The 4877-nt window shown below is 61.5% G+C and carries 6 protein-coding genes; 1 reads left to right on the top strand and 5 read right to left on the bottom strand.

Going from position 1 to position 4877, the window contains the following annotated elements:
• Positions 1 to 658 (top strand): urease accessory protein UreD (locus tag ACYVDE_RS14515; protein WP_460502261.1); only part of this gene is annotated, 658 nt, incomplete at its 5' end.
• 31 nt (positions 659 to 689) lie between these two features.
• Here ACYVDE_RS14515 and ureG read toward each other — a convergent pair.
• The 5 genes from ureG to ACYVDE_RS14490 form a co-directional block, all read right to left on the bottom strand.
• Positions 690 to 1442, bottom strand: coding sequence for an urease accessory protein UreG (ureG, locus tag ACYVDE_RS14510; protein ID WP_460502260.1), 753 nt, complete (start codon positions 1440 to 1442; stop codon positions 690 to 692).
• Positions 1443 to 1515: 73 nt separating this feature from the next.
• On the bottom strand, positions 1516 to 2187 hold the full coding sequence (locus tag ACYVDE_RS14505) for an urease accessory protein UreF (protein ID WP_460502259.1): 672 nt from the start codon (positions 2185 to 2187) through the stop codon (positions 1516 to 1518).
• Between the two features lie 115 nt (positions 2188 to 2302).
• Positions 2303 to 4021: an urease subunit alpha gene (gene ureC / locus ACYVDE_RS14500; protein ID WP_460502258.1), complete on the bottom strand. Its 1719-nt coding sequence runs from the start codon at positions 4019 to 4021 to the stop codon at positions 2303 to 2305.
• Between the two features lie 11 nt (positions 4022 to 4032).
• The gene (locus ACYVDE_RS14495; protein ID WP_460502257.1) at positions 4033 to 4464 is read right to left on the bottom strand and encodes a toxin-antitoxin system YwqK family antitoxin; all 432 of its coding nucleotides are present in this window, start codon (positions 4462 to 4464) and stop codon (positions 4033 to 4035) included.
• A gap of 46 nt (positions 4465 to 4510) precedes the next feature.
• The coding region (locus ACYVDE_RS14490; RefSeq protein ID WP_460502256.1) for an urease subunit beta at positions 4511 to 4877 on the bottom strand (367 nt) is incomplete at its 5' end.

Here is a 4877-nt window from a genome sequence, read left to right as displayed (position 1 = left end):
CGGGGCGCGGCTGGTGCTCAGCACGCAGGCAAGCACCCGGGTTTTTCGCTCCATCGATGGGGCCGTGGCCGAGCAGCACACTACGGGCGAGCTGGCCGAACACGCGCTGGCCGTCGTCTTCCCCGACCCCGTGGTGCCGCAGGCCGAAAGCCGCTACCGCCAAATGCAGGAATGGCACCTGCAGCCGTCGTCGCTGCTGTTGCTGGTCGACTGGTTCCACTCCGGCCGCATGGACCAGGGCGAGCGGTTCGCCTTCCACTCGCTGCATTCTGAGCTGCGCGTGCGGGTGGCGGGCCGGCTGGTGGTGCTGGACCGCTTCAGCTTCCAGCCCGAAGAAAATATCGCCGCCTCGCCCGCCAACTTTGCCGGGTATCAAACCTTCTTTTCGGCTTTTCTGGTGGGCAGCCCCGACGATGCGCGGTTCCCGCACCTCGCCGAGGCGCTGGCGCGGCAGAAAATGCCCGGCAGCACGGGGCCGCACTTCAACATCAACAGCCGCGAATATGTGGTTTCGGTAGCGCAGGCGCGGGAAAACGTGTGGGTACTACGGGCCGCCGCCCACAGCCGCCTGGCCCTGCAGCCGCTGTGCGACGCACTACTGGCGGCCCTGGCCGATGAGCGGCTGTTGGGGTATAACCCGCTGGCGCGGAAATACTGATGTAGCGCAAACTTTGGAGCTCGCGCTACGATTACCGCCGGTCTTCGCGCACGGCTGCCAGCGCCCGCGCCTTGGCCGCTTTGATGTGGCCGATGATGTCATCCAATCCGTGCCCGTCGATGGCCCGCGCAAACAGGAACGGGCCTTCGCCGCGCATTTTCTTCGAGTCGCGCTCCATCACGCCGAGGTCGGCTTTGATGAGGTCTTTGAGGTCGATTTTGTTGATGATGAGCAGGTCGGACTGCGTAATGCCGGGGCCGCCCTTGCGCGGGATTTTGTCGCCGCCCGACACGTCGATGACGTAGATGGAATAGTCGACCAGCTCGCGGCTGAAGTGGGCGGCCAGGTTGTCGCCGCCGCTCTCCACGAAGAGGTAATCGAGGCCGTAGTCGAAGCGCTGCATGAGGCCTTCGAGCGCGTCCATGTTCAGGGAAATGTCCTCCCGAATGGCGGCGTGCGGGCAGCCCCCAGTTTCGACGCCCACGATGCGGTTTTCATCCAAAGCGCTATTGCGGATGAGGAATTCGGCGTCTTCGCGGGTGAAAATATCGTTGGTGACCACGCCCAGCCCGAACTCGTGGCGCATGCGCTCGCACAGGGCCTTGAGCAGGGCCGTTTTGCCGGTGCCCACCGGCCCGCCAATGCCCACCGTGAAGGCCCGCTTGCGGAAGTTGCGGTAGCTGGGCAGCCGCCGCGTTTCGCGCTCGTTGAAGTCGCCCGGCGATTCGTACGCTTCATGCTGGTGGCCGTGGAGGAGCAGGGCGAGTTTTTCGACAAAAGCCATAGGTAGTAGCGCGGACTTTTAGTCCGCGAATAATTGGAATGGAATGGACTCGCGGACTAAAAGTCCGCGCTACTTAGTTCTGAAACAGCTTGGAATAAATATCCTCGTGCAGCACCTGCGCCGCATCCAGCAAAAACGCCGAACGGGTAGCTTCGCCGTACTCCTTCCCCGCCTGCGCCGCCAGAATATGCTCGAACACCGCATAGAAATCGTGCTGGAGCCGGTGACCCTCCAGCGGCCCCAGAAACCCGAGGCGGATGGCCGCGCTGAGTTGGTCGCGCAGCAGCATGTGCAGGTACATGGCCTGTAATTCTGGTAGCGCAAAGCCGACCCGCTGCAAAGCCAGCGTGAAAACCAGCGTGAAATGCGGCGGAATTTCCTGGGTTGTGAACCATTGGGCAATGGTTTCCAAAGCCGCTTCCGGGTAGAAAGTGGCCAACAGTTTCAGCCAGTTGCGGCCCTGCACGGCGCTGGCTTTGTAGAGGCTGGGAACGAGCAGTTGGGCGTCGTATTCTTCGGCGACGGATTGGAATTTGGGGCTTTCCTCGGTGAGGTGGAAGGTGGAATGGATAAACGGCAATTCGGCGCTGCCGGCCTGTTGCAGGTAAGAATACAGGTGATTGCGCAGGTCCGACGGCATAGTGATTAGCCCGAAGGTGAGGCTGCTTTCCAGCCCGTAGGAATAGGCGAAGGAGCCGGTGGGAATGGCTGAATCGACGAGGTGCAGGAGACGGGCGAATTGCATATCGAGACCCCACCCCCGGCCCCTCCCCTCGGGGGGAGGGGTGCCAGACGCGAGTATTTTTGAATCGTAATCCCCCCCTCCCCCGGAGGGGAGGGGCCGGGGGTGGGGTTATGCGTTAGAACAAGTTATACAGCTGCGCCAGCGGCAGCACTTCCGCCGGCTCGCAAGTCAAATGCACGCCGTCCACCATCACCCGGTAGGTTTCAGGGTCGACGGAAATATTGGGCAGGTAGTCATTCAGCGCCATGTCCTTCTTCCCGATGTTGCGGCAATTTTTAACCGCTACCACCTGCTTGGTCAGGCCGTAGTCAGCCCGCACTCTTTCAACCGACGCGCCCGACACGAACACCATCGAACTCTTGCCGATGGCCCCGCCCAGCGCGCCGAACATGGGGCGCGAGAACGAGGGCTGCGGCGTGGGAATGGAGGCGTTGGCGTCGCCCATTTGGGATTGGGCGATGATGCCGCCTTTGAGTATCATCTCGGGGCGGGCGCCGAAAAAGGCGGGTTTCCAGAGCACGAGGTCGGCCAGCTTGCCGATTTCGACGGAGCCGACTTCGTGCGCGATGCCGTGGGCGCGGGCCGGGTTGATGGTGTACTTGGCCACGTAGCGGCGCACGCGGAAGTTGTCGGCCTGGCCGGAGGCGGCGTCTTCGGGCAGGGGGCCGCGCTGCTGCTTCATTTTGTGGGCCGTTTGCCAGGTGCGGGTGATGACCTCGCCCACCCGGCCCATGGCCTGCGAGTCGGAGCTGATGATGCTGAGCGCGCCCATATCGTGCAGGATGTCTTCGGCGGCAATGGTTTCGCCCCGGATGCGGCTTTCGGCGAAGGCCACGTCTTCGGGAATGTTGCGGTCGAGGTGGTGGCAGACCATGAGCATGTCGAGGTGCTCGTCGATGGTGTTCACCGTGAAGGGCCGCGTGGGGTTGGTGCTGGAGGGGATGACGTTCGGCTCGCCGCAGATTTTGATGATGTCGGGCGCGTGGCCGCCGCCCGCGCCTTCGGTGTGGTAGGAATGGATGGTGCGGCCCTTAAACGCCGCCGTGCTGGTTTCCACGAAGCCGCTCTCGTTCAGCGTATCGGTGTGGATGCAGACCTGCACGTCGTATTCCTCGGCAATGCTCAGGCACATGTCGATGGCCGCCGGGGTGGTGCCCCAGTCCTCGTGCAGCTTGAAACCCAGCGCCCCGGCCTCGGCCTGCTCGCGCAGCCCCTCGGGCTTGGAGGCGTTGCCCTTGCCCAGAAACCCGAAGTTGAGCGGGTAGGCCTCGGTGGCCTTCAGCATGGTTTCGAGGTAGAACGCGCCGGGCGTGCAGGTGGTGGCGTTGGTGCCGGCGGCCGGCCCGGTGCCGCCCCCAATCATGGTCGTCACGCCCGAAGCCAGCGCCTCCGGTATCTGCTGGGGGCTGATGAAATGGATGTGGCAGTCGATGCCGCCGGCGGTGAGCAGCTGGCCTTCGCCGGCAACAACTTCGGTGGTGACGCCCACCACCATACCGGGCGTCACGCCGGGCATGAGGTGCGGGTTGCCGGCCTTGCCGATGCCCACGATGCGCCCGCCCTTGATGCCGATGTCGGCCTTGAAAATGCCGGTGTAATCGACCACCAGCGCGTTGGTGATGACCAAATCCAGCGCGTCGGCCGGGCCGATTCCGGCGGCCTGGCCCATGCCGTCGCGCAGCACCTTGCCGCCGCCAAACTTGCATTCCTCGCCGTACACGCAGTAGTCGCGTTCAACTTCAATCAGCAGACCGGTATCGCCGAGGCGCACCCGGTCGCCGGTGGTGGGGCCGTACATGTCGGCATACGCGCGACGGGAGATGGGGAGGGACATATTATTTGATTTTATTTATCGCAGGGACAAGGCCCCAAAGCATAGCGTGTGTTGCCACTTATGTATCTATTGTGGAAGGTTTTATTTCCTAAATAATAGACCCAATTCCCGTAAAAACCGCACGTTGTGTAGTAGACCCAAAAGCCAACCTTCTTGCCGTTCTTATACTTTCCTTTTTCATGTCTCCACATTAAGCCTTTTGGCTGTCCATCAACTTGATTGGCCAAGAAGTATGCATAGTGCTTGCCGTTTTTCTCACCGTTCTTGTACCGCGTGACATTATACAATGGTATGCTCCCAGAAGTATCTACTTCAACCCAAATTCCTCCTTTACCTGCCTTGTTACAATTAATTCGAGCAGGTATTTTATTGAGCGCACACCCTTGAAGCACAAGCAAAAAAGCCAGCTTCAGCAAATACATTCTTTGAAAACTTGATTTCATATTTCAGTTACCTTTTATCAAGCCGGAAGCTTCACTAAAAGGCAATTTACTGTTCAAGTTTCTCTAGCGCCTGCTGCTTCTTGCCCGCATCATCCAGCTTCCCATCAATGAACCCATTGCCGCCGTACACGATGCGCTCGCCGGCCAGGGCCACCAGGCGCACGCGCTTGCGCTCGCCGGGCTCGAAGCGCACCGCCGTGCCGGCCGGGATATTGAGGCGGAAACCGTAGGCGGCCGCGCGGTCGAAGTGCAGCGCCGCGTTGGTTTCGAAGAAGGGATAATGCGAGCCGACCTGCACGGGCCGGTCGCCCATGTTCACGACGTCCACGTCCACCGTGGCGCGGCTTTCGTTGAGAATGATGTCGGCCGGGTGCAGCTGGTATTCGCCGGGCTGGGGGTGGCTGGCGTGGGCG

It is taken from the genome of Hymenobacter agri, from assembly GCF_054778495.1.
Note: the sequence above shows the minus strand (reverse complement) of the source record. Positions and strands in the feature narration are given on the sequence as shown.